Source organism: Streptomyces carpinensis, assembly GCF_002154505.1.
In the GTDB taxonomy this organism is placed as follows: Bacteria; Actinomycetota; Actinomycetes; order Streptomycetales; family Streptomycetaceae; genus Streptomyces; species Streptomyces carpinensis.
In genome coordinates, this window is record NZ_MUBM01000359.1 from 1 (window position 1) to 23697 (window position 23697).

General features: G+C 72.4%; 21 protein-coding genes and 1 pseudogene. 8 read left to right on the plus strand and 14 right to left on the minus strand.

Annotated features, from left to right (window positions below; translation table 11 throughout):
- The 9 genes and pseudogenes from BZY54_RS38080 to rsmI all read right to left on the minus strand — a co-directional run.
- Positions 1–191 (minus strand): annotated as a pseudogene (locus tag BZY54_RS38080) (outer membrane protein assembly factor BamB family protein); the annotation flags it as partial.
- A 153-nt stretch (positions 192–344) separates the two neighbouring features.
- Complete coding sequence (locus BZY54_RS38085; RefSeq protein ID WP_086729937.1) at positions 345–2186, minus strand: outer membrane protein assembly factor BamB family protein; 1842 nt, start codon at positions 2184–2186, stop codon at positions 345–347.
- A gap of 306 nt (positions 2187–2492) precedes the next feature.
- On the minus strand, positions 2493–4319 hold the full coding sequence (locus tag BZY54_RS38090; RefSeq protein ID WP_086729939.1) for an ABC-F family ATP-binding cassette domain-containing protein: 1827 nt from the start codon (positions 4317–4319) through the stop codon (positions 2493–2495).
- 99 nt (positions 4320–4418) lie between these two features.
- Positions 4419–5318 (minus strand): 4-(cytidine 5'-diphospho)-2-C-methyl-D-erythritol kinase, encoded by a 900-nt coding sequence (locus tag BZY54_RS38095; RefSeq protein WP_086729940.1) that lies wholly within the window; start codon positions 5316–5318, stop codon positions 4419–4421.
- Complete coding sequence (gene rsmA / locus BZY54_RS38100) at positions 5315–6187, minus strand: 16S rRNA (adenine(1518)-N(6)/adenine(1519)-N(6))-dimethyltransferase RsmA (protein ID WP_086729941.1); 873 nt, start codon at positions 6185–6187, stop codon at positions 5315–5317. Before rsmA ends, BZY54_RS38095 begins: the two co-directional genes overlap by 4 nt.
- Before the next feature lie 128 nt (positions 6188–6315).
- Entirely contained in the window at positions 6316–7683 is a 1368-nt protein-coding gene (locus tag BZY54_RS38105) for a resuscitation-promoting factor (protein WP_158103979.1), read from the minus strand.
- Positions 7684–7795: 112 nt separating this feature from the next.
- On the minus strand, positions 7796–8674 hold the full coding sequence (locus BZY54_RS38110; protein WP_086729943.1) for a TatD family hydrolase: 879 nt from the start codon (positions 8672–8674) through the stop codon (positions 7796–7798).
- 74 nt (positions 8675–8748) lie between these two features.
- On the minus strand, positions 8749–9180 hold the full coding sequence (locus BZY54_RS38115) for a hypothetical protein (protein WP_086729944.1): 432 nt from the start codon (positions 9178–9180) through the stop codon (positions 8749–8751).
- Positions 9181–9445: 265 nt separating this feature from the next.
- Positions 9446–10291, minus strand: coding sequence for a 16S rRNA (cytidine(1402)-2'-O)-methyltransferase (rsmI, locus tag BZY54_RS38120; protein WP_086729945.1), 846 nt, complete (start codon positions 10289–10291; stop codon positions 9446–9448).
- A 133-nt stretch (positions 10292–10424) separates the two neighbouring features.
- Here rsmI and BZY54_RS38125 point away from each other — a divergent pair, with 133 nt between their 5' ends.
- From BZY54_RS38125 to BZY54_RS38135, 4 genes are all read left to right on the plus strand, one after another.
- Complete coding sequence (locus BZY54_RS38125; RefSeq protein WP_167414141.1) at positions 10425–12176, plus strand: dolichyl-phosphate-mannose--protein mannosyltransferase; 1752 nt, start codon at positions 10425–10427, stop codon at positions 12174–12176.
- A gap of 297 nt (positions 12177–12473) precedes the next feature.
- Positions 12474–12605, plus strand: coding sequence for a hypothetical protein (locus tag BZY54_RS54880; RefSeq protein WP_279634739.1), 132 nt, complete (start codon positions 12474–12476; stop codon positions 12603–12605).
- A 219-nt stretch (positions 12606–12824) separates the two neighbouring features.
- Positions 12825–14450, plus strand: a complete 1626-nt coding sequence (locus BZY54_RS38130; RefSeq protein WP_086729946.1) for a penicillin-binding transpeptidase domain-containing protein — start codon at positions 12825–12827, stop codon at positions 14448–14450.
- A 188-nt stretch (positions 14451–14638) separates the two neighbouring features.
- Positions 14639–16315, plus strand: coding sequence for a penicillin-binding transpeptidase domain-containing protein (locus tag BZY54_RS38135; protein ID WP_086729947.1), 1677 nt, complete (start codon positions 14639–14641; stop codon positions 16313–16315).
- Positions 16316–16437: 122 nt separating this feature from the next.
- On the opposite strand, the gene BZY54_RS38140 is transcribed toward BZY54_RS38135, so the two are convergent.
- Positions 16438–16803 (minus strand): SsgA family sporulation/cell division regulator, encoded by a 366-nt coding sequence (locus tag BZY54_RS38140; RefSeq protein WP_086729948.1) that lies wholly within the window; start codon positions 16801–16803, stop codon positions 16438–16440.
- A 157-nt stretch (positions 16804–16960) separates the two neighbouring features.
- On the opposite strand from BZY54_RS38140, the gene BZY54_RS38145 reads away from it, so the two are divergent.
- From BZY54_RS38145 to BZY54_RS38160, 4 genes are all read left to right on the plus strand, one after another.
- A complete protein-coding gene (locus tag BZY54_RS38145; RefSeq protein WP_086729949.1) occupies positions 16961–18025 on the plus strand; it encodes an energy-coupling factor ABC transporter permease in 1065 nt (354 codons plus the stop codon).
- Position 18026: 1 nt separating this feature from the next.
- Positions 18027–18788, plus strand: a complete 762-nt coding sequence (gene cbiQ / locus BZY54_RS38150; RefSeq protein ID WP_086729950.1) for a cobalt ECF transporter T component CbiQ — start codon at positions 18027–18029, stop codon at positions 18786–18788.
- Entirely contained in the window at positions 18776–19537 is a 762-nt protein-coding gene (locus BZY54_RS38155; protein WP_086729951.1) for an energy-coupling factor ABC transporter ATP-binding protein, read from the plus strand. The genes cbiQ and BZY54_RS38155 overlap by 13 nt, the downstream gene beginning before the upstream one ends.
- Before the next feature lie 96 nt (positions 19538–19633).
- Positions 19634–20797: a serine hydrolase domain-containing protein gene (locus BZY54_RS38160; RefSeq protein WP_086729952.1), complete on the plus strand. Its 1164-nt coding sequence runs from the start codon at positions 19634–19636 to the stop codon at positions 20795–20797.
- A 107-nt stretch (positions 20798–20904) separates the two neighbouring features.
- Here BZY54_RS38160 and BZY54_RS38165 read toward each other — a convergent pair whose 3' ends face one another.
- From BZY54_RS38165 to BZY54_RS38180, 4 genes are all read right to left on the minus strand, one after another.
- Positions 20905–21180, minus strand: a complete 276-nt coding sequence (locus tag BZY54_RS38165; RefSeq protein ID WP_086729956.1) for a DUF1876 domain-containing protein — start codon at positions 21178–21180, stop codon at positions 20905–20907.
- 86 nt (positions 21181–21266) lie between these two features.
- Positions 21267–22112: a DMT family transporter gene (locus BZY54_RS38170; RefSeq protein WP_086729953.1), complete on the minus strand. Its 846-nt coding sequence runs from the start codon at positions 22110–22112 to the stop codon at positions 21267–21269.
- Positions 22109–22624: a YbaK/EbsC family protein gene (locus BZY54_RS38175; RefSeq protein ID WP_086729954.1), complete on the minus strand. Its 516-nt coding sequence runs from the start codon at positions 22622–22624 to the stop codon at positions 22109–22111. Before BZY54_RS38175 ends, BZY54_RS38170 begins: the two co-directional genes overlap by 4 nt.
- Before the next feature lie 125 nt (positions 22625–22749).
- On the minus strand, positions 22750–23697 hold a 948-nt coding region (locus BZY54_RS38180; RefSeq protein WP_158103980.1), incomplete at its 5' end, for an MMPL family transporter.

A 23697-nucleotide genomic window follows, 5' to 3' on the forward strand; every position in this document is an offset into this window, starting at 1 on the left:
GGGACGCCCTGCGGGGCCTGCGGGTAGCCGTAACCCGGGGCCGGCTGCTGGGGCTTGGCGAAGCCCGGGCCGCCCGGCGCGGGCGGAGTCTGCGGGGGCTGCGCCGGCTGCTGGGGGCGCTGGTCCTGCGGCGAGCCGTAACCGCCCTGCTGCGGCGGCTGGTTGGGCGGCGGGGGCGGCGGCTGGGTCATGACGGACACCTCGGATGAACAGAACGGGAGCGGGGGCGGGACGCGACGGCGCGGACCGCGCGGGCGGAGACGTCGACCGGGGTCGTGGGCGCGGGAAGCCGGTGGCCGGTACGGCGCGAGGGCGCCGGCCGCGCTCGGGCGGCCGGCCTCGCCTCACTTGCCGAAGGCGAGCATCAGCTTCTCCCTCGCTTTGTCGTTGCCGCTCAGCCGGGTGCTGGAGATGTAGAAGCGTCCGGCGACCCAGTCGACGTCCCTGGAGAAGAAGCCGTTCTCGATCTCCGCGGTGCTCTGCGGGTTCTGCAGCAGCCTGGTCGTGGTGTGGCTCGACCCGGCGGTCGGCACGGACACGACCTGGCCGCCTGCGTCGTACGACGGCTCGACGTACGCGACGAGCCGGCCGTTCTCCACCTTGACCGGCAGCATCGAGGTGTCCTGCGGGGACTTCACCCGCCACTTCTCCTTGCCGGTGGCGAGGTCGACGGCCACGATCTCGTTGGCACCGGTGGTGACCTGCGTGGGCAGGTAGAGAGTGGTGGCGTCGGAGGCCACGCCTTGGCAGCCCTGCAGGTCGCGCTCGAGGATGGCCCAGCCGCACTTCGGGTCGAAGGTGGCCTTGGAGTCGACCTGGGAGCGCACGGACCCGTCGTTGTTCAGCGTCGAGATGTTGTAGTGCTTCTTGTTCTCGTCGGTCGAGTACAGCACCACGGGGTCGACGGAGAAGGTCCGCTGGACCGACCAGCCCTTGGGGATCTTCTTGGTCCACTTGGCCTTGCCGGTGGCGGGGTCGAGCTCCTGCACCTCGTCGTGCTCGTTGGAGCCGCCCGCGCCGCAGGAGGCGACCGAGATCAGCCGGGTGCCGCCCGCGAACGCGCTCGGGAAGCAGGCCTCGCCGTACCGCTGCTTGTCGTAGAGCTTGCGGCCGGTGTCGATGTCGTAGGCGACGCCCGACTGCGAGCGGCCCACCATCAGTGTCTTGCCGCTGACGGTCAGCTCGATGGTGATCGTGCTGTCGAACAGCTGGCCCTCGGAGAGCTGGGTGCTCCAGCCCTTCTTGCCGGTGCTCAGGTCGATCTGCTGGAGCCGGTTGCACTTGGCGCGGTCGCTGGTGCCGCTCTCGTAGGCCACGACGACCTTGTCGTCGGCCGACTTCTGCGGCGTCACCGCGCAGATCTTCTGCGGGAAGTCGATCGGCGTCCAAGTGGGTTTGCCGTCACCGACGTTGTAGGCGAAGACCTGCTTGTAAGCCGCCTTCACCGCCGCCTTGCCGGTGATCCACATGCCGGGGGCGTCTGCGCCGGAACCAGGCGCGTCGGGCGCCTCCTTGTACCAGAGCACCTTCGCCTCGCCGTCCTTGCGGCCCGCGTTGAGGTCCTCCGGGTCCTCACCGCCGTCGCCGCTGCCGTCACCGGGGTCGACCGGGTCGCCGGACGCGGACGAACCCGAGGGCTTGGAGTCGCCGCTCTTCTGCGCGACGGGCTTCTTCTTGCCGCCGTCGCCGCCGCTGACGGCCCACACGGTGCCGCCGACGACGAGCAGCGCGGCCACCGCGGCGCCGATGACGACCGCGGGCTTGCCCTTGAAGGGGTTGCGGGAGCCGCCGCCGGGCGGCGGGGTGCCGGGCGCGCCCGGGAACTGGGCCTGCGGATAGCCGTAACCGGGCTGCTGCCCGTAGGGGCCGGGCTGCCCGTACGGACCGGGCTGGCCGTAGGGGCCGGGCGCGGGTGTGCCGGGCGCGGCGGGCGCGCCGTAGGGGCCCGGCTGGGCGTACGGTCCCGGCTGTCCCTGCGGAGGCGGGCCGTAGGGGCCGGACTGCTGCGGGTAGCCGTAGCCGGGCTGGGGCTGCGGGGGCGGGCCGGACGGCGGGGCCGGAGGCGGCGGGGTCTGCGGAGCGCCCTGCGGAGGCTGCGCCGGAGGCGGGGGCGTGGCCTGCCGTGGGTCCTGTGGTTCCGGTGCTCCGAAGCCGCCGTGCGGCGGCTGGTTGGGCGGCTGAGTCATCAGCGCGTTTCCCCCTCATCGACTGATTTTTAGCCACGCCCTGAGATTCGCGATGGACCCAGAGTCGTACTCACACAGGCCGGACAGCTCTCCGGCCGCTCCTTCTTATCACCCGGCGCCGACGGCCCACCGGGCCGCGCCCGCCCCTGTTCCCAAGGGAGAACCGGCCTGTGATGCCGCCGTTACGCGTGGGGACCCAGGGGACATCCCACCCGGAAAACCTGCACGACCCCTTCACGCGGCGCACGCGTCCGCCTGCCCCCCCCGCCGTCACGGGCGCGCTGCCGCGCACCCGCCGGCGAACCCCTAGGCGTCCTCGGCCAGTTCGAGCCAGCGCAGCTCCAGCTCCTCGCGCTCCCCCGTCAGGTCGCGCAGCTCTGCGTCGAGTTCGGCCACCTTCGCGAAGTCGGTCGCGTTCTCGGCGATCTGGGCGTGCAGCTTGGACTCCTTCTCGGAGATCCGGTCCAACTGCCGCTCGATCTTCTGGAGTTCCTTCTTCGCGGCACGCTGCTCGGCGGCGCTCTTCTCGGGCTTGCCGGCCTCCGCCCTCTCGGCGGAGGCGGGCGCCGGTGCGGAGGACGCCGCTGCGGCCTGCTGCTCCATGCGCCGGCGCCGCTCCAGGTACTCGTCGATGCCGCGCGGCAGCATGCGCAGCGTGCCGTCGCCGAGGAGGGCGTGCACGGTGTCGGTGGTGCGCTCGACGAAGAACCGGTCGTGGGAGATGACGATCATCGAGCCGGGCCAGCCGTCGAGGACGTCCTCGAGCTGGGTGAGGGTCTCGATGTCGAGGTCGTTGGTGGGCTCGTCGAGGAAGAGGACGTTGGGCTCGTCCATGAGCAGGCGCAGCAGTTGCAGCCGCCGCCGCTCACCGCCGGACAGGTCGCCCACCGGCGTCCACTGCTTCTCCTTGCCGAAGCCGAACGTCTCGCACAGCTGTCCGGCGGTCATCTCCCGGCCCTTGCCGAGGTCGACGCGCTCGCGCACGCGCTGCACGGCCTCCAGAACCCGCCAGGTGGGGTCGAGTTCGGCCACCTCCTGGGACAGGTACGCCAGCTTCACCGTCCTGCCGACGGCGATCCGCCCGCCCACGGGCTGGGCCTCGCCCTCGGTCCGCGCGGCCTGCTCCATGGCCCGCAGCAGGGAGGTCTTGCCCGCGCCGTTGACGCCGACGAGACCGATGCGGTCGCCGGGGCCGAGCTGCCATGTGACGTGCTTGAGCAGCACCTTGGGACCGGCCTGGACGGTCACGTCCTCCAGGTCGAATACGGTCTTGCCGAGCCGCGAGGAGGCGAACTTCATCAGCTCGCTGCTGTCCCGGGGCGGCGGCACGTCCTTGATCAGCTCGTTGGCGGCCTCGACGCGGAAGCGCGGCTTGGACGTGCGGGCGGGGGCGCCGCGCCGCAGCCAGGCCAACTCCTTGCGGATCAGGTTCTGCCGCTTGGCCTCCTCGGAGGCGGCGATGCGCTCGCGTTCGGCGCGGGAGAAGACGTAGTCGGAGTAACCGCCCTCGTACTCGTGGACCGTGCCGCGCTGCACGTCCCACATGCGGGTGCAGACCTGGTCCAGGAACCACCGGTCGTGGGTGACGCACACCAGCGCGGAGCGGCGCTCGCGCAGGTGCCCCGCCAGCCAGGAGATGCCCTCGACGTCGAGGTGGTTGGTTGGCTCGTCCAGGACGATCAGGTCCTGCTCCTCGATGAGCAGCTTGGCCAGCGCGATGCGCCGCCGCTCACCGCCGGACAGCGGTCCGATGACCGTGTCCAGCCCCTTGGGGAAGCCGGGCAGGTCGAGGCCGCCGAACAGCCCGGTCAGCACGTCGCGGACCTTGGCGTTGCCCGCCCACTCGTGGTCGGCCATGTCCCGGATGACCTCGTGCCGTACGGTCGCCTCGGGGTCGAGGGAGTCGTGCTGGGTGAGCACCCCGAGCCGCAGCCCGCCGGAGTGCGTGACCCGGCCGGTGTCGGCCTCCTCCAGCTTGGCGAGCATCCGGATCAGGGTGGTCTTGCCGTCGCCGTTGCGCCCGACGACCCCGATCCGGTCCCCCTCGGACACGCCGAGTGACACGCCGTCGAGCAGGGCACGCGTGCCGTACACCTTGCTGACGTTCTCGACATTGACCAGGTTGACGGCCATTTCACTCCTGTGCGCGGGGGATCGCTCGACCCTCCAGGGTAGTCGGAGGGCGCGGTTCGCCTTCCCGGCAGCCGGTCGGGCCGTGCCCGGCCTCGGTGGTCAGCCCTCGATCACGGTCGCACCCGGTACCGGGCCCGCCGCCGTGCGCACGTCGCGGCAGGTGCCGCAGGCGCTCAGGGCGTCCGCGACCAGCGCCGCCGCCTCCGCGTCGCGGACGAGGAACGCGGTCGTCGGTCCGGAGCCCGAGACCAGCGTGGCCAGTGCCCCGGCGGCGCGGCCCGCGGCGAGGGTGTCGGCGAGTTCGGGGAAGAGGGAGAGGGCGGCCGGCTGGAGGTCGTTGGTGAGGGTGGCCGCGAGCGCGTCGGGGTCGCCCTTGGCCAGGGCCGTGAGCAGGTCCTGGGAGGCGACGGGCGCGGGGATGTCCCTGCCCTCGGCGAGCCGGTCGAACTCGCGGAAGACCGCCGGGGTGGACAGGCCGTGGTGGGCCATCGCGAACACCCAGTGGAAGGTGCCGCCGATGTCCAGGGCCGTCAGCACCTCGCCCCGTCCGGTGCCCAGCGCGGCCCCGCCGACCAGGCTGAACGGCACGTCGCTGCCCAGCTCGGCGCAGATGGCCAGGAGCTCGGCGCGCGAGGCCCCCGCCTGCCACAGCTCGTTGCAGGCGAGCAGCGCCGCGGCGCCGTCCGCGCTGCCGCCCGCCATGCCGCCGGCGACCGGGATGTCCTTGGCGATGTGGATGTGGACGCAGGGGTCGATGCCGCGGCGCCCGGCGAGCGCGAGGGCGGCGCGGGCCGCCAGGTTCGTGCGGTCCAGGGGGACCTGGCCGGCGTCGGGGCCCGCGCAGGTCACACGCAGCTCGTCGGCCTCGGTGACGGTGACCTCGTCGTACAGGCCGACGGCGAGGAAGACGTTGGCCAGGTCGTGGAAGCCGTCGGGGCGGGCCGCGCCCACGGCGAGCTGGACGTTGACCTTGGCGGGGACGCGGACGGTGACGCTCACTGGGTGCCGGGCTCCTTGCGCTCTGCGATACGCACGAACTCTTCCACGGTCAGCGACTCGCCGCGCGCCTGCGGCGACACCCCGGCGGCGACCAGGGCCGCCTCGGCCGCCGCCGCCGAACCGGCCCATCCGGCGAGCGCGGCCCGCAGCGTCTTGCGGCGCTGGGCGAAGGCCGCGTCGACGACGGCGAAGACCTCCTTCTTCGTGGCGGTGGTCTTGATCGGCTCGGCCCGCCGTACCAGGGACACCAGCCCGCTGTCGACGTTGGGCGCGGGCCAGAAGACGTTGCGGCCGATGGCACCGGCCCGCTTGACCTCGGCGTACCAGTTCGCCTTGACGGACGGCACGCCGTACACCTTGGAGCCGGGGGTGGCGGCGAGCCGGTCGGCGACCTCCGACTGCACCATCACGAGGGTGCGCTCGATGCTCGGGAAGGTGTCGAGCATGTGCAGCAGCACGGGGACGGCGACGTTGTACGGCAGGTTCGCCACCAGGGCGGTCGGGGCCGGGCCCGGCAGCTCGGTGACGTGCATGGCGTCGGAGTGCACCAGGGCGAACCGGTCGGCGCGGTCGGGCATGCGTGCGGCGACGGTCGCGGGCAGCGCGGCGGCGAGCACGTCGTCGATCTCGACGGCGGTGACCCGGTCGGCGGCCTGGAGCAGCGCGAGGGTCAGGGAGCCGAGCCCCGGGCCGACCTCGACGACCACGTCCTCGGGGTGGACGTCGGCGGTGCGGACGATGCGGCGGACCGTGTTCGCGTCGATCACGAAGTTCTGGCCGCGCTGTTTGGTGGGGCGTACGCCGAGGGCGGCCGCCAGCTCACGTACGTCGGCGGGGCCCAGGAGGGCGTCGGGGGTGGGGCTGCTCACGGCACAAGGGTACGGGGGTGCGGTCGCCGTGGTGACCGAGGTCGCCGGGCACGACCGTCCGTCCGCCGCCCTTTCCGTCTGCCGTCTGTCCGCGCCCCGTCGCCTGCCGTCCGCCGTCCGCCCGCACGCTAGGTGTGCAGCCTGCCCCCGCACTGCGGCCAGGGGCTCGCCCCCCGCCGGACGTACAGCTTCTTCGCGCGGTACGTCTGCTCCTCCGACGAGGCGTCCTGCGGGCGGCCCCGGCCGCCGAGGCTGTGCCAGGTGCCCTGGTCGAACTGGTACAGGCCCCCGTACGTGCCGGAGGTGTCCACCGCGTCCGGCCGGCCTCCGGACTCGCACTGCGCGAGCCCCTGCCAGTTCAGGTGGTCGGCGCCCCGCACCGACGGCGGATGGGGCCGCGTGCCGACCTTGACGATCTGCGTGCGCGGGGCGCGCACCACCTCCGACTCCAGGCGCCGTGGCCGCTGCCGTACGCCGTTGACGGTGCGCAGGGAGTACGTGACCCGGCGCACGCCCGGCCGGCCGGTCCGTTCGACGATCTCCGTGCCGCTGAACAGCGTGGGATCGGCGGTGCGCCGCACGGCGAACGGGATGGGCTCCTCGCGCACCTCCCGCGTGCCGGTGATCCGCAGCACGGTGACGGTCTGCCCGTCGCGCGGGAAGCTGTCGGGCGGCACGGAGGTGGTGTCCTGCCCCCGCAGGGTGACCCCGGCCTCCTCGACCGCCTCCCCGACGGTCGCCGCGTTGGTGCGGAGGGTGCGCGCCCGGCCGTCCGCCATGATCGTGACCGAGCGTTCGGTGCGCACGTCCAGCGTGATTCCGGCGCGCCCGATCTGCCGGGAGAGCGGGATCGACAGATACGCGCCCTCCGCGCGCACGCCCCACTGCCTGAGCGCCCCCTCCACGGTGCGTGCCGTCGTCCACACCTCGTGCCGCTGTCCGTCCAGGGTGATCCGCACCGGGCGCCCGTGTCGGACCGCGACCTCGTCGCCGCTGGTGAGCGCCGCGCCGGCGGCGGGTGCCACCGCGTCGTGCGGCCCGAGCCGCACGCCCTGCTCGCCCAGCAGTTCCGACACGTCGTCGGCGAAGGTGTGCAGGGTGCGCGGCCGGCCGTCGACGCTCAGCTCGATCGCCTTGTCCTGGGCGACGAACGCGGTGGTGCCGCCCGCCAGGAAGGCGACCACCAGCGCCTGCGGCAGCAGCCGCCGCACGCCCGTCTCCGGGCGCTCCAAGGAGCGTGTCCTGCGCCGCCGCGCGCCTCGGCGCGCCCCGTCGCTCCTCGCCGGGCGCGGCAGCGCGGGCTGGGCGGGGCGCGCCTCGTAGGCGGGCCGGTAGGTGTGCTGGTACGGCAGCGTCGGGGCGGTGTGCAGATCGCCCTCGAGGTCGTGCAGGGCGTACGGCTCGTGGGGCGGTCGGGGCTCGTACGGCTGGTCAGCGCCGTACGAGCCGCCGTACGACTCGTAGGCCAGCGGGGTCTCGTACCGCGAGCTGCTCACCGACACACTCCAGAGGGCCAAGGTCCGAGGGGTCCGGATCGGGCCCCCAGAACCTAGCGGAGCGGTCGTCACTCTCCAAAGCGACTCGACTACGCTCGGTGTCCGTGACGGGTCAGTAGCCGAAGGCGCGGGCGGTGTTCGCGGCGAGGGCCGTCGCCAGCGCGCCCTCGTCGGTGCCCCGCACGGCTGCCATGGCCCGCACCGTGACCGGTACGAGGTACGGGGCATTGGGCCGTCCGCGGTACGGGGCCGGGGTGAGGAAGGGCGCGTCGGTCTCCACCAGGACCAGCTCCAGCGGGGCGACGGCGAGGGCGTCCCGCAGGTTCTGGGCGTTCTTGAAGGTGACGTTGCCGGCGAAGGACATGAAGTAGCCGGCGCGGGCGCACACCTCGGCCATCTCGGCGTCGCCCGAGTAGCAGTGGAACACGGTCCGCTCCGGGGCGCCCTCCTCCTTGAGGACGCGCAGGACGTCGGCGTGGGCCTCGCGGTCGTGGATGACGAGGGCCTTGCCGTGCCGCTTGGCGATCTCGATGTGGGCGCGGAAGGACCTCTCCTGCGCCTCCTTGCCCTCGGGCCCGGTGCGGAAGTAGTCGAGGCCCGTCTCGCCGACGCCCCTGACCTGGGGCAGCGCGGCCAGCCGGTCGATCTCGGCGAGCGCCTCGTCGAGCGCCGCGTGGCCACCCGGCTCGCGCGCGCCCTGCCTCGACCATCCGTCGGGATCGCCGTGGACGATGCGCGGGGCCTCGTTCGGGTGGAGGGCGACCGCCGCGTGGACGCTGTCGTGAGCGGCGGCCGTCTCGGCGGCCCAGCGCGAGCCGCGCACGTCGCAGCCGACCTGGACGACCGTGGTCACGCCCACCGACGCGGCCTTGGCCAGGCCTTCCTCGACCGTGCCTGACTGCATGTCGAGGTGGGTGTGGGAGTCGGCGACCGGTATCCGGAGAGGCTCGGGAAGCGGGGGCGCCGCGTTCTTGTCGGCGTTGGAAGGCATGCCCCGATCCTACGAAAGGGACATGCCGCCGCGGATCCGCCGGCCGTCCGCCGGCCCGCCCGCGGAATGCTCCGTCAGCCCGCCTTGCGGTGGAACGGGTGCAACAGGTCGGACAGGTGCCAGTGGTGGTCCTCCGGGCTGCCGGCCCCCGCCTCTCCCCCGGGCGCGGACTCGGACGCCGCCTCCATCGCGGGCCTCTGCGGGCGCTGGTGCCGGTGCTCGTGTTCGTGCAGGTGGCTCTGCGCCGACGACACCCAGCCGGCCCGCATGATCCGCACGACGTGACCGTCGCAGTTGCGGCAGCTGGGGCTGGACAGCGGCGACGGCACGACCCGGCCGTCCGCCACGTACAGCACGAAGTCGTTGCCGTCGGCGTCCGTGTGGTGCTCTATCTCGTACGACTGCTCCCAGCCGTGCCCGCATCGCATGCACGCGAAGGAGTACGACTCGTTGACGACGGCGGTGGCCGCACCGCGGTGGCCGGCCTGCCCGGTGGTCTCGCTCATGCCAGCTCCTCGTGTCCGCTGGACGAAGGGACGGTGCCGTCCCCGTGCTCCAGTGGACGCCTCCACCGGCGCGGACGCAGCAGGCCCTGTCGAGTGTTGGAGCTGATTTGGGCGTCGCTTGCCCAAGGCTCCCCTGAACGGCAGGTATCGCTTTGCTTTTCCGAAAGGGCCCTTTGCTCCCGCATGGGGCGCATGCTCATGAGAGATACGCCCTGCTCAGAGGGGGTGTGAGCGCCGTCTCGCGACCCCGCGCGAGCTTTGCGCGTCAACCGGAGTGCTTGGCGGCCACCACCGCGTCGAACACCTCGCGCTTGGGCACCCCGGCCTCCGCGGCGACCGCCGCGATGGCCTCCTTGCGCCGCTCGCCGGCCTCCTCGCGGACCCGCACCCGCCGCACCAGCTCCTCGGCGCCGATCTCCTCCGGCCCCTTCTCGGGCGCCCCCTCGACCACCACCGTGATCTCGCCGCGCACCCCCTCGGCGGCCCACGCGGCCAGCTCCCCCAACCCGCCGCGACGGACCTCCTCGTAGGTCTTGGTCAGCTCGCGGCACACCGCGGCCCGCCGCTCGGCGCCGAACACCTCGGCCATCGCCGCCAGGGTGTCGTCGAGCCGGTGCGGGGCCTCGAAGTAGACCAGGGTGCGCCGCTCGTCCGCGACCTCCCGCAGCCGGGACAGCCGTTCGCCCGCCTTGCGCGGGAGGAACCCCTCGAAGCAGAACCGGTCGACCGGCAGGCCGGACAGCGCCAGCGCGGTGAGCACGGCGGACGGCCCCGGCACGGCGGTCACCCGCACGTCCTTCGCCACGGCCGCCGCGACCAGCCGGTAGCCGGGGTCCGACACGGACGGCATCCCCGCGTCCGTCACCAGCAGCACCCGCGCCCCGCCCAGCAGCTCCTCGACCAGCTCCGGCGTGCGGGCGGACTCGTTGCCCTCGAAGTACGACACGACCCGCCCGCGCGGTGTCACGCCGAGCGCCTGCGCGAGCCGGCGCAGCCGCCGGGTGTCCTCGGCGGCGACCACGTCCGCGCCCGCCAGCTCCTCGGCGAGCCGTGGCGGCGCGTCCTGGACGTCGCCGATGGGAGTGCCGGCCAAAACAAGGGTTCCAATCACACCCCCCATCCTCTCAAGCGTCCCGGTGCGGCCCGCCCCGAGCGTCCGCGCGAGGCCCGTCGCGGGCGAACGCATCCCGCCCGGTACCGCCCATGCGCGGGACTCACACAGCCCGGTTCCCTACGATGGCGCGGTGACCAGTACCGCGTCCTCCACGGACACCCGGCAGGACCTGGCCCCCCACGACCAGCGGCCGTCGTGGCAGTGGCGGCTGCGCCGCTTCGGCCACACGGTGGCCCCCGCGGGGCCCGCAGGCGACGTACGCGACCGGCTGGTGCCGCCGTACACCCGGCCGGGCCCACGGCTGTGGGCGGCCCTCGGCGTGCCGCACACGCTCGGCGACCGCCTCGCGCGCTGGTCGGGCTGGGGCGGGCCGCTGCTGGTCACGCTGCTGGCTGGGGTGCTGCGGTTCTGGCACCTGGGCAGCCCGAAGGCGGTGATATTCGACGAGACGTACTACGCCAAGGACGCGTGGGCGATCGTCCACCGGGGCTACGAGGTCAACTGGGACAAGAACGCCAACGACCTGATCCTCCACACCGGCGGCCACGTCACCCTCCCGTCCGACGCGGCGTACGTCGTGCACCCGCCGGTCGGCAAGTACGTGATCGGCCTGGGCGAACTGATCTTCGGGTTCAACCCCTTCGGCTGGCGCTTCATGACGGCGCTGCTCGGCACGCTCTCCGTCCTCGTCCTGTGCCGGATCGGCCGCCGGCTGTTCCGCTCCACCTTCCTCGGCTGCCTGGCGGGCACGCTGATGGCGGTGGACGGGCTGCACTTCGTGATGAGCCGCACCTCGCTGCTCGACGGCGTGCTGATGTTCTGGGTGCTGGCCGCCTTCGCCTGTCTGCTCGTCGACCGCGACAAGGCACGCGCGAGACTGGCCGCCGCGCTCCCGGCCGACGCGGACGGCCGGGTGCGCCCTGACGCCCACACCGCGGACACCTTCCGGCTGATGTGGCGTCCCTGGCGCTGGCTGGCGGGCCTGCTGCTGGGCCTGGCGATCGGCACCAAGTGGAACGGCCTGTTCTTCCTCATCGTCTTCGGTGTCATGACCGTGCTGTGGGACGTCGGCACGCGCAAGGTCGCCGGTGCCCGCCACCCGTACGTGGCGGTGCTCAAGTACGACCTGGGGTTCGCCTTCCTGGCCACGGTGCCGGTCGCGGTCCTCACCTACTTCCTGTCGTGGACCGGCTGGATCCTCTCCCCCGCGGACGGCACCGGCGGCTACTTCCGCAACTGGGCGGCGACCGACGGCAAGGGCAGCCACTGGAGCTGGCTCCTGCCCGACTGGTGGCGCAGCCTGTGGCACTACGAGCACGAGGTGTACAAGTTCAACGTCGGCCTCACCTCGCCGCACACCTACCAGTCGAACCCGTGGAGCTGGATCGTCGACGCCCGCCCGGTGTCGTACTTCTACGAGTCCCCCTCACCCGGCACGGCGGGCTGCCCGGCCGACGCCGGTGAGAAGTGCGCCCGCGAGGTCCTCGCGATCGGCACGCCGATGCTGTGGTGGGCGGCCTGCGCGGCGCTCGTGTACGTCCTGTGGCGCTGGTTCTTCCGCCGCGACTGGCGGGCCGGCGCGATCGCCTGCGGGATCGCGGCCGGATACCTCCCCTGGTTCCACTACCAGGAGCGGACGATCTTCTTCTTCTACACGATCGTCTTCCTGCCGTTCCTCTGCCTCGCCGTCACCATGCTGATCGGCGCGATCATCGGCCCTCCGGGCTCCACGGACACCCGCCGCGTGATCGGCGCGACCGGCGCGGGCATCCTGGTCCTGCTGATCGCCTGGAACTTCATCTACTTCTGGCCCCTGTACACGGGCACCGCGATCCCGATCGACCAGTGGCGGTCGCGGATGTGGCTGGACACCTGGGTCTAGCCGGGATACGACCGGGAGGGCGCGGCCGATGGCCGCGCCCTCCCGGTCGTTGCTGGTCGTCAGCGGTCGCCGCCGGCCGCCTCGGACGGCCCGGAGACGGCCCGGCCAAGGCACCACGGCGGCCGTCCCCGCTCAAGCGCGCCGCGCCGTTTCGGACCGATGTCGCGCGGACGTGCAACCCGCCGTGGGTGTTCGGGAGTACCTACGGGCGGATGTCCAAGCCGCGGCCACCGCTCCTGGTGGTCGCCGCGGGTCGGCGCGTGGGCCCAGCGCGCCGGCCGTCGAGGACCGCCCGGCGTGGTGTCGGGCGTCCCCGGCACCACCTACCGCGCCTGGGCCGCACCCATCCCCAACGGACACACCATCACCGCAGTCGACCAGTACGACACCCACCACCACCGACTCAGCCACGACACCGACTGGCGCTGACCACCACCGCCGGCGATTCGGGGATCCGGTCGGGGATGTGGCCGGATACGTGGGTATGGCACGGCTTGGCTGGTCTCTCTTGGGAGAACTTCCGGAAACAATCGTCACAGCAGGCTCCGGTTCCGCATACAGTGCAAGGCGCACACAGTCTTTGAACGCGTTCAATAAATACGCGGGCGAAGGCTTCACGGGGAGGGCACACGGGGAGGGAGCGCTCTCATGCGCAAGGGAGCCAAGGCCGCCATAGTCGGCGGTGTACTGGTCGTGATGGTGGGCGGGGCGACGTACGGCGGGTACAACTTCGTGTCCGCGCTGAACGGGAGCACCACCGCCGGAGGCGGGCCCGCGCCCGTGAAGACGGGGCCGCCGAGCCAGGACGAGGTGAAGGAGGCGTCGGGGAAGTTCTTCGCCGCGTGGGAGAAGGGGGACGCGGCGACAGCCGCCTCGTACACCGACTTCCCCGAGGCTGCCGAGGAGTTGCTGTCGTCCTACGGCGGCGACGCCCACATCGGCGATGTGCAGATCACGCCCCAGGCCGCCACCGGCACCACCGTCCCCTTCTCGGTCAAGGCGACCGTCTCCTACGGCGGGAAGTCCAAGCCGCTCGCCTACAGCAGCAGCCTGAGCATCGTGCGCGGCGCCAGCACCCACCGGCCGCTGGTCGACTGGAAGCCGACTGTCGTGCACCCCGACCTGAAGAAGGGCGACACCCTCGTCACCGGCGAGTCGGCCGCCCCGCCGATCGAGGCCGTCGACCGCAACGGCACCGTCCTGACGAAGGAGAAGTACCCCTCCCTCGGGCCGATCCTGGACGAGCTGCGGGCGAAGTACGGCGACAAGGCGGGTGGCACGCCCTCCATCGAGCTGAGCATCCGTCACGCGGACACGAACGCGGCCGAGACTCCGCTCATCACCCTCGCCAAGGGCCGGGCGGGCAAGCTGCGCACCACGCTCAGCGCGAGCGCGCAGGCGGCGGCCGAGCAGGCGGTGCAGCGGTTCACCGAGTCCTCGGTCGTGGCCGTGAAGGCCTCCACCGGTGAGGTGCTCGCGGTGGCCAACCACCGCGACGACGGCTTCAACGCGGCGTTCCTGGGGCGCCTCGCGCCCGGCTCCACGATGAAGATCATCAGCGCCGCCGCCCTCATCGACAACGGGATCACCACGGCGAACGGGCCCGCGCCCTGCCCGCCGGACGCGGTGTGGCAGAGCCAGACCTTCCACAACCTCCAGGGCCTCCGGCCCGACGAGCACGCCACCCTCTCCGACAGCTTCTCGCGCTCGTGCAACACGGCCTTCATCAAGCTCACCGACGAACTCGGGACGAACGCCCTGACCAAGGAGGCCGAGGACCGCTTCGGGCTCGGCCGGGACAACTGGAAGAGCGGCATCCCGTCCTTCGACGGCTCGGTGCCCGCCGTCAGCGGCCCGGACCAGGCGGCCAACCTGATCGGGCAGGGCCAGGTGCAGATGAGCCCGCTGAACATGGCGTCGGTGACGGCCACCGCGATGACGGGCCGGTTCCGGCAGCCGGTCATCGTCTCCCCGAAGCTCGACGACCGCGAACTCGCCACGGCCCGGGGCCTGTCGGCGAACACGGTCGCCCAGCTGCGGCGGATGATGAACCGCACCGCCACCAGCGGCACCGCGGCCACCGCGATGTCCGGGCTGAGCGGCAGCATCGGCGCGAAGACCGGCTCCGCCGAGGTCGACGGGCAGGCGAAGTCCAACAGCTGGTTCACCGGCTACCGGGGAGACGTGGCGGCCGCCGCCATGACCCAGGAGGGCGGCCACGGCGGCGATGCGGCCGGACCCATCGTGGCGGCGGTGCTGCGCGCGGGCGGCTGAGCCGATCGTCTGCCCTGAGGTACGCTGCCGGGCCGTTTGTCGCAGCTTGGCTACGGACGGGTGGCCGAAGTCACCCGGACAGAACGGGACTCTAGTGTGGGTGCCGTCGTTGGGTGCGTGAGTGCGCCGAGGGGCGACGGAGACAGGGCTGACGGCGGGGGCCTGGGGAACGCGAAGGACGGAAGGCAGTGGGCAAGAGAAGGCGCGTCGCCGAGCGACGGAAGACGAGTCCCGCCGTGGTCGGCGGAGTGATCGCCGTGGTCGTCGCCGGCGCCGGCGTCGGCGCCTACGCGCTGTACGGCGGTGGCGCCGCGGCCGAGGACCGGTCCCGGACCACGTCCGCGGCCGAGGACCACAAGAAGGTGCCCACCGGCCCCCTGTCGGCGGCCGAGGTGCAGAGCACGGCGGGGCGGTTCCTGACCGCCTGGCAGCAGGGCAGGCCGGCCGAGGCGGCGGCCGCGACCAGCGACTCCGCGGCGGCCACCGCCCTGCTCACCGGTTACACCAAGGACGCGCACCTCGAGAACGTCGCGCTGACCGAGGGCACCCCCAGCGGCGGCAAGGTCCCCTTCTCCGTCAAGGCGACGGTGTCGTACAAGGGCCTGACCAAGCCGCTGGCGTACGACAGCGCGCTGAGCGTCGTGCGCCGCGCCGCCGACGGCGCACCGGTCGTCGACTGGCACGCCTCCGTCGTCCATCCCGACCTGAAGGACGGCGACACCCTGGTCACCGGCGAGTCCGGCACCCCTCCGGTGAAGGCCCTGGACCGGGACGGCGGCGAGATGACCGCCGCGAAGTACCCGTCGCTGGGCACGGTGCTGGACGGGCTGCGCGAGAAGTACGGCAAGACGGCGGGCGGCAAGGCGGGCATCGAACTGCGCGTGGTGCGCGGCAAGGCCTCGCAGAAGGCCGAGCTGTCCGACAAGACGCTGATCGAGCTGAGCAAGGGCACGCCGGGCACGGTGAGGACGACGCTGAGCCCCACCCTGCAGGCCGCCGCCGAGCAGCAGGTGGCGCAGCAGAAGCGGGCGTCGGTGGTCGTGATGCGCCCGTCGACGGGCGAGATCCTCGCGGTGGCCAACACCGACCACGGCTTCAACACCGCCTTCCAGGGATCCCTCGCGCCCGGCTCCACGATGAAGATCGTGACGTCGACGATGCTGTTCGAGAAGAACCTCGTCACCCCGGACGCGTCGCACCCCTGTCCCAAGACGTACAAGCTCGCCGGCTGGACGTTCCACAACGACGCCGACTCCGAGATCAAGAAGGGCACGTTCCGGCAGAGCTTCGGGGCCTCCTGCAACAACGCCTTCATCGACTTCGCCCCGAAGCTGTCCAACAGCGACCTGACGAAGGAGGCCCAGCAGGTCTACGGCCTCGGCCTGAACAACTGGGCCATCGGCGTCCCGTCGTTCGACGGCTCCGTCCCGGTGCAGAGCGGTGCGCAGATGGGCGCCTCCCTGATCGGGCAGGGCGGGGTGCGCATGAACCCGCTGAACATGGCGTCGGTGGCGGCGACGGTGCAGACGGGGGTCTTCCACCAGCCGTACCTGGTGTCCCCCTCGGTGGACCACCGCACGCCGGCGAAGGCCTCGCGCACGATGTCGTCGAAGACGCAGTCCGAACTGAAGGACGTCATGCGGTTCACGGCGGCGTACGGCACCGCGGCCAAGGCGATGTCCGGGGTCAGCGGCGACGTCGGCGCCAAGACCGGCTCCGCCGAGGTCGACGGCCAGAAGAAGCCCAACGGCTGGTTCACCGCCTACCGCGGTGACCTCGCGGCGGCGGGCGTCGTCCAAGCGGGCGGGCACGGCGGCGACACGGCCGGCCCGATCGTGGCGTCCCTGCTGAAGAGGGGCGACTGAACACTCGGCTCACCCGCCGGCTGTTCGGGCCCTTCCGGGTGTACCGTGCCCGCGGCCAGGGCCTTTCGTTCGGATCATGCCGGACCGGCCCCGCGAGCCCGGCATGATCCGAACGAGAGGCCCTAGTGGTGGGCCATCGCCCTGGCGGTGGCCGCCGCGGCCGTGTACGTGCGCCGCAGGAATCTGATCAGCGTCTTGGTCTCGAACTGCACGACCGAGACGCCCTGCGAGGAGTGGAACTCGACCACGGCCTGCACACGGCCGCAGGGCCACACACGCACCGGTCCGGAGCCGGCCGGGGCGAGCAGCCCCTGCTCGAGCAGCGACCGGGAGAACCTCCACTCGTGCGGGCCGGGCAGCCCGATCCGCACCGCACGCGGGTCGTCCTGCGGGTCGTAGCGCAGGACGACCGGGACGGCGCCGTGCTGATCCAGGGAGTCGTCGTCGGTGACTATGTGGGCTCGTGCGTACTGTTCGACTACAGCCATCGGACGGCCCCTCACACTCGGTGACCTACACGGAAGCTATTTTTCCACTTCGTTACCAATGTCCCATATATCCCGGTTTACGCCTCCCCGTGCCCGGATGTGATGACGAGCGCCTCGCTCTTGCAACTGATTCGCAACAAGCCATTATCATCGAACGGTGCATGTGCCTGACGGATTCATCAACGCCCCCACTTCCGCCGCGGCCGGAGCAGTCGCCGCCGGCGCCCTCGCCGTGAGCCTGCGCGGCGCGCGCCGGGAGCTCGACGAGCGGACCGCGCCGCTGGCCGGTCTGGTCGCCGCGTTCATCTTCGCGGTGCAGATGCTCAACTTCCCCGTCGCGGCCGGCACCAGCGGCCATCTCCTCGGCGGGGCGCTCGCCGCGATACTCGTGGGCCCCTACACAGGGGTTCTCTGCGTCTCCGTCGTCCTGCTCATGCAGGGCATCCTCTTCGCCGACGGCGGGCTGACCGCGCTCGGCGTCAACATCACCGACATGGCGATCACCACGACGGTCGTCTCGTACGCCGTCTTCCGCGGCCTGGTGAAGGTGCTGCCGCGCCGCCGCCGCTCGGTCACCGTCGCCTCCTTCGTCGCCGCGCTCGTCTCCGTCCCGGCCGCCGCCGTCGTCTTCACCCTGATCTACGCGATCGGCGGCACCACCGACGTGGCGATCGGCAAGGTCGCCACCGCGATGATCGGCGTGCACGTCCTCATCGGCATCGGTGAGGCCGCGATCACCGCGCTGACCGTCGGCGCCGTCATCGCCGTACGGCCGGACCTGGTGTACGGCGCGCGCGGACTGCGGCAGCGGCTGAAGCTGCGGGTGAACGGCGAGCTCGTCGACGCCCCCGCCGCCGGCCCGGCGCCCGTCCCCGTCGCCGCTCGCTCGCACCGCAGGCTGTGGATCACCGGCCTGGTCACCTCGCTCGTCCTCGCCGGCTTCGTCAGCTTCTACGCCTCGGCCAACCCCGACGGCCTGGAGAAGGTCGCCCACGACCACGGCATCGACAAGAAGGAGGAGCGGCACACCTCCGCCGACTCCCCGCTCGCCGGCTACGGCGTGAAGGACATCTCCGACGCCCGGCTGTCCGGCGGGCTCGCGGGCGTGATCGGGGTCGGGTCCACCGTCGTCGTGGGCAGCACGGTCTTCTGGGTGGTCCGCAGGCGCCGTACGGCCGCCTCGGCCGCCTCCTCCACGCCCACCACCTCGCGGGCCGCCTGAGATGGGGGCGGGTCACGCGCACCGGCTGTACCGGCACGGGCACTCCCCCGTGCACGCGCTGCCGCCGCACACCAAGCTCGCCGCCGCCTTCGCCTTCGTCGTGGTCGTGGTGTCGACCCCGCGCGAGGCGATGTGGGCGTTCGCCCTGTACGCCGTGCTGCTCGCGGTCGTCGCCTCCGTGGCCCGCGTGCCCGCCGGATTTCTGCTCAGGCGGCTGCTGATCGAGATCCCGTTCGTCACCTTCGCCCTGCTCATGCCGTTCGTGGCGGAGGGCGAGCGGGTCGACGTGCTGGGCATGTCGCTGAGCGTGGGCGGCCTGTGGGGCGCCTGGAACGTGCTCGCCAAGGGCACGCTCGGGGTCGCCGCGTCCGTGCTGCTGGCCAGCACGACAGAGCTGCGGGAACTGCTGCTGGGCCTGCAGCGCCTGAAGCTGCCGCCGCTGCTCGTCCAGATCGCCTCCTTCATGATCCGCTACGGGGACGTGATCACCGACGAGATGCGGCGCATGCGGATCGCCCGGGAGTCGCGCGGCTTCGAGGCGCGCGGGATCCGGCACTGGGGGGTGCTCGCCAAGTCCGCGGGCGCGCTGTTCATCCGCTCCTACGAGCGCGGGGAGCGGGTCCACCTGGCCATGGTGAGCCGCGGCTACGCCGGTTCGATGCCGGTCATCGACGAGGTGACCGCGTCGCGGGCGCAGTGGTGGTACGCCCTCGCCCTCCCCTGTGCCGCGCTCGTCGTCTGTCTGCTGGGATGGGTCCTGTGACTGTGTCTTCTCTCGAGGTCTCCGGCCTCGCCTTCGCCTACCCCGACGGGCATCAGGCCCTGTTCGGAGTGGACTTCTCCATCGCGCGCGGGGAGCGGGTGGCGCTGCTCGGCCCGAACGGCGCCGGCAAGACGACCCTCGTCCTGCACCTCAACGGCATCCTCGGCGGCGGTACGGGCACGGTCACGGTGGCCGGGCTGCCGGTCGGCAAGCGGCACATGGCCGAGATCCGGCAGAAGGTCGGCATCGTCTTCCAGGACCCGGACGACCAGCTGTTCATGCCGACCGTGCGGGAGGACGTCGCGTTCGGGCCGGCGGCGGCCGGCCTGAAGGGTCCGGAACTTCAGACGCGGGTGCGTACGGCCCTGGAGCGGGTCGGCATGCAGGACTTCGCCGACCGCCCGCCGCACCACCTCTCCTTCGGCCAGCGCCGCCGGGTGGCCGTGGCGACGGTCCTCGCCATGGAGCCGGAGATCCTGGTCCTGGACGAGCCCTCGTCCAACCTCGACCCGGCCTCGCGCCGCGAACTGGCCGACATCCTGCGCTCGCTGGACGTGACGGTGCTCATGGTCACCCACGACCTGCCGTACGCGCTGGAGCTGTGCCCGCGCTCGCTGATCCTGAGCGACGGGGTGATCGCGGCGGACGGGCCGACGGGCGAGCTGCTCTCCGACGACACGCTGATGCGCGCCCACCGCCTGGAGCTGCCCTTCGGCTTCGACCCGCGCTCGGTGACGGCGGGAGCCTGACCCCGAGGAATCGCAGGCGGTGCGCCCGTGTTGCACTCACTGTCGCAGGTGACCGACGGATACGAGCGACGAGTGACGAGTGACAGGAGTGCGGGCGTGGACGTGAACGGTGCGGTGGCCGAGGGCTTCGAGCCGGTCAGGGAAGCGTTCGAGCAGAACTTCGCCGTGCGGGGCGAGCGGGGCGCGGCGGTCTCGGTGTACCGGGACGGACACAAGGTCGTCGACCTGTGGGCCGGGACCCGGGACGTGGACGGTGCCGTGCCCTGGGAGCGGGGCACCGCGCAGATCGTGCGCTCGGCGACCAAGGGCGTCGCCGCGGCCGTGCTCCTGCTGCTGCACCAGCGCGGGGAGCTGGACCTGGACGCCCCGGTGGGCGCGTACTGGCCGGAGTACAAGGCGTCCGGCAAGGAGCAGACGCTGGTGTGGCATCTGCTGGCCCACCGGGCTGGCGTACCCGTGCTGGACCGGCCGCTCACACCCGCGCAGGCCGCCGACCCGGCGCTCGGCGCCGAGGCGGTGGCGGCCCAGGCTCCGGTGTGGGAGCCGGGCACGGACCACGGCTACCACGCGCAGACGTACAGCTGGCTGACGGGCGAGCTGGTGAGCAGGGTCACCGGCCGGTCGATCGGCGAGTGGATCGCGGACGAGATCGCCGGGCCGGCCGGGGCGGATCTGTGGGTCGGCCTGCCGGACGGCGAGACACCCCGCGTGGGCCGGGTGGGCCGCGTCGAGGCCCCGGCCACGGAGACCGGCGCGCTGCGGACCCGCCCCAGGCGCGCGGTGGCCGAGGCCTACGCCGACCCCGACTCCCTCACCCGCCGGGCCTTCGGCGCGATCACCCCCCAGCCCGACGAGAACGACCCGGCCTACCGGGCCGCCGTCCTGCCCGCCTCCAACGGCATCGCGACCGCCGAGGGCCTGGCCCGCTTCTACGCCTCGCTCATCGGCGAGGTGGACGGAGGGCTGCGCCTGTTCGCGCCGGAGACCACGGCCCGCGCCCGCGCGGAGGCCTCGGCGGGCCAGGACCGTGTCCTCGTCGTCCCCACCCGCTTCGGCCTCGGCTACATGCTGCACGGCAGCGCGTCCCCGCTGCTCGCCGCGGGTTCCTTCGGCCACCCGGGCCGCGGTGGCGCCCTCGGCTTCGCCGACCCGGAGTCGGGCATCGCCTTCGGCTACGTCACCAACGGCTTCCGCTCCGCCGTGACGGCGGACCCGAGGGCCCAGGCGCTGGTACGGGCGGTACGGGCGTCGGCAGCGTAGGAACGCACATCACCGCCACCGGTGGCTCATCGGCTCATACGCGAACCGCCCCCGGCGCACACACATCTCCACCGGTGGACGCGTACACCACCGGTGGACACCCCGGCTCAGATGTGGATCGGCTGGGACGTCCGTCCCGACGCCTGGTCGATCTCCTCGTGTGCCTTGGTGAGCAGCTGCATGGCGATTTCATTGAGGGCGCGGGCTCCGGCGATCTCCTCGCCGACCCGCGGCTGATTGGAGTCGCTGCGGTACCTGCTCGCCCGCCCGTGCGCCCGGACCTCAGTCCCGTCGGGCAGGCGGACCAGCGCCGCGGCCTTCGTGTGCTGGTCGTCCTCCTGGAACTCCAGCTCGACATGCCATCCCACGGCAGTCTTCATCATGGCCATCACCTCCGGAAGAACCTCCTTCCAGGGTGCTCCTTTCCCCATCCGCCCGCAGCATTCGGGTGACGGCCCGAGCGGCTGCCTCAGCCGGTGTGCAGCATCAGGCCGATGCCGACGACCAGCAGGCCGGCGGCCGCCAGGCGCGGGGCGCCGAAGCGTTCCTTGAAGAAGAGGGCGCCGATGGCGGCGCCGACGAGGATGGAGGACTCCCGCAGCGCCGAGACGGGGGCGAGGTCCGCCCTGGTCTGCGCCCACAGGACGAGGCCGTACGCCGTGACGGACAGGGCGGCGCCGAGCAGGCCGAGCGCGGCGTAGGGGCGCAGCGCGGCGGCCGTCCCACGGCGCAGGCGGTGGACGGCGTACGCGGGGATGACCACGCTCTGGACCGCCATGAGCCAGGCGATGTAGCCGAGGGGCGAGCCGGAGGCGCGGACGCCGAGGCCGTCGACGACCGTGTACGCCGCGATCGACAGCCCGGTGGCCAGCGCGGCCCCCACCGCCGCCCAGTCGGGTCGCCGCCCGCGCAGTCCCCACAGCGCGACCACGGTCAGTCCGGCGCACGACAGCGCGATGCCCGCCGTCACCCAGCGGTCGGGCACCTCGTGCGCGAAGACGGCGGCCAGCACCGTGACGACGAGCGGCGCCGTGCCGCGCGCGATCGGGTACGCCTGCCCGAAGTCGCCGAGCCGGAAGGACGTCATCAGCAGCGCGTAGTACACGATGTGGATCGCGGCCGACACGCACAGATACGGCCACGCGCCCGCCGCCGGCACCGAGGTGAACACCGCGAGGACGGCGCCGATCAGCAGCCCGCCGCCGGAGATCAGGGTGAACCCGACGAGCTTGTCCGGGATCCTGTGCGCGAGCGCGTTCCAGCAGGCGTGCGTGACCGCGGCCAGCAGCACGGCCGCCATGACCAGCGGCGTCACGCAGTGCGCTCGCGCACGTCCACGAGGGTGCCGCCGGCGTGGGCGACGAGCGTTTTCGGCTCCATGGGAAAGACGGCGTGCGGAGTCCCGGCGGCGGCCCAGACGACGTCGTGGTCGAGCAGCGACCGGTCGGCGAGCACGCGGGTGCGGGTGCGGTGTCCGAAGGGCGGTACGCCGCCGATGGCGTACCCGGTGGTCTCCCGGACGACATCGGCCCTGGCCCGGGTGACCTTGCCCGCGCCCAGTTCCTCCCGGACACGTTCCACGTCCACGCGGGAGGCCCCGTCCATGAGCACCAGCACCGGCTCCCCGTCCGCGGCGAAGATCAGCGACTTGCAGATCTGGCTCAGCCCGCACCCGATCGCCGCCGCGGCCTCGGCGGCGGTCCGGGTGGCGTCCGGGAACCGGCGCACCTCGCCGACCAGTTCCCCGAGCCCCAGCTCCCGCAGGGCCTCGGCGAACCTGGGGTGAGCTCCCGATCCTCCGGCGTCTGTGGCGGCAGTCGTCGTCATGGAGGGCAGGTTAGCCGCCGGGTACACGCCTCACGAACGAATTCCTCCGGGCACGGCGAAGGCCGGTGAGGGTGCGGCCCGTCCGCGCGGGCGCCCTCACCGGCCGTGTCGGGAGGCCGTTCGCGTCAGGCGGGGACCAGTTCCCGGTCGTCGTCGGGGTCCTTGTCCCCGGATCCGGGCTCCGTGCGCAGGCCCTCGCCCTCGACGTCGACGTTGGGCAGGGCGCGGTCCAGCCACCTGGGCAGCCACCAGGCCCCGCGGCCGAGCAGGGCCAGCACCGCCGGGACGATGGCCATGCGCACGATGAAGGCGTCGAAGAACACCGCGATCGCCAGGCCGAAGCCGATCATCTTGATCATCGACTCGCTGGAGCCGATGAAGCCGGAGAAGACGGCGATCATGATGACGGCGGCGGCCGTCACGACCCGTGCGCCGTGCCGGAAGCCTGTCACGATCGCCTGGCTCGGCTTCTCGCCGTGGACGTACGCCTCGCGCATCCGGGTCACGAGGAACACCTCGTAGTCCATCGCCAGGCCGAAGACGACGCCCACCATGAAGATCGGCATCATCGACATGACCGGGCCGGTCTCCTCCACGCCCATCAGGCCGGACAGCCAGCCCCACTGGAAGACCGCGACCACCGCGCCCAGCGCGGCCAGCACGCTCAGCAGGAAGCCGAGGGCCGCCTTCAGCGGGACCAGGACCGAGCGGAAGACCACGATCAGCAGGAGGAAGGCCAGGCCCACCACCAGCGCCAGGTACGGGAAGAGGGCGTCGTTCAGCTTCTGCGAGACGTCGATGTTCATCGCCGTCGAGCCGGTGACCAGGACCTCGGCGTCTGTCTTGGCCTTGATCCCGGAGCCCGCGTCGCGGATGGCGTGCACCAGGTCCTCGGTGGTGGTCGAGGACGGCTTGGAGTTCGGGATCACGGTGACGGTCGCGGTGTCGCCCGCCTTGTTCGGCTGCGCCGGGGTGACCGTGACGACGTCCTTGAGGCCCTTGATGTCGTCGGTCACCTGGGTGAAGGCGGCCTTCGGGTCGTCGCTCCGCTTCGCGTCGACGACGACCATCAG

Coding starts and splice junctions, on each gene's coding strand:
- BZY54_RS38175 (WP_086729954.1), bottom strand. CDS start 22,624: ATGACGACGACTGCCGCCACAGACGCCGGAGGATCGGGAGCTCACCCC.
- BZY54_RS38155 (WP_086729951.1), top strand. CDS start 18,776: ATGGGTCCTGTGACTGTGTCTTCTCTCGAGGTCTCCGGCCTCGCCTTC.
- BZY54_RS38090 (WP_086729939.1), bottom strand. CDS start 4,319: ATGGCCGTCAACCTGGTCAATGTCGAGAACGTCAGCAAGGTGTACGGC.
- BZY54_RS38115 (WP_086729944.1), bottom strand. CDS start 9,180: ATGAGCGAGACCACCGGGCAGGCCGGCCACCGCGGTGCGGCCACCGCC.
- cbiQ (WP_086729950.1), top strand. CDS start 18,027: ATGGGGGCGGGTCACGCGCACCGGCTGTACCGGCACGGGCACTCCCCC.
- BZY54_RS38165 (WP_086729956.1), bottom strand. CDS start 21,180: ATGATGAAGACTGCCGTGGGATGGCATGTCGAGCTGGAGTTCCAGGAG.
- BZY54_RS38085 (WP_086729937.1), bottom strand. CDS start 2,186: ATGACTCAGCCGCCCAACCAGCCGCCGCACGGCGGCTTCGGAGCACCG.
- BZY54_RS38140 (WP_086729948.1), bottom strand. CDS start 16,803: ATGGCTGTAGTCGAACAGTACGCACGAGCCCACATAGTCACCGACGAC.
- BZY54_RS38130 (WP_086729946.1), top strand. CDS start 12,825: ATGCGCAAGGGAGCCAAGGCCGCCATAGTCGGCGGTGTACTGGTCGTG.
- BZY54_RS38110 (WP_086729943.1), bottom strand. CDS start 8,674: ATGCCTTCCAACGCCGACAAGAACGCGGCGCCCCCGCTTCCCGAGCCT.